The organism is Anaerotignum faecicola (assembly GCA_024460105.1).
Lineage (GTDB): Bacteria > Bacillota > Clostridia > Lachnospirales > Anaerotignaceae > JANFXS01.
Window position 1 is genome coordinate 1 of sequence record JANFXS010000370.1, and the last position, 426, is coordinate 426.

Genomic DNA, 426 nt, shown 5'->3' on the forward strand with positions numbered 1-426 from the left:
GTGAACTCTAGAATTCTACCACAAATTCCCTACCTTTCCGGCAGGGAATTTGTGGTATCTTTACTGGGAAAGCCGGATAAAAAAAACGGCGCCGGAAACAACTGAGGGACTATGAGGTGATGACTATGAAATTCGTACATATAGCAGACGTTCACTGGGGCATGAGCCCGGACAGCGATAAGCCCTGGAGCAAGGAACGCTCCCAGGATATCAAAGATACCTTCGCGAAAGCCGTCGCACAGGCGGGACAGCTGGAAGCCGACTGCCTGTTTATTTCCGGCGATTTATTTCACCGCCAGCCGCTGGCAAGGGATTTAAAAGAAGTCAATTATCTGTTTTCTACGATACCCGGTGTTCACGTCGTCATCATCGCAGGCAATCACGACCGCATCCGGAATAATTCCGCACTCTTAAGCTTTACCTGGG

Annotated in this window: 1 protein-coding gene; it reads left to right on the top strand. The window is 49.8% G+C overall.

Going from position 1 to position 426, the window contains the following annotated elements:
* Positions 1-125: 125 nt before the first annotated feature.
* Positions 126-426, top strand: a 301-nt coding sequence (locus NE664_14430) for a metallophosphoesterase (GenBank protein ID MCQ4727831.1), incomplete at its 3' end; no start/stop codon positions are given.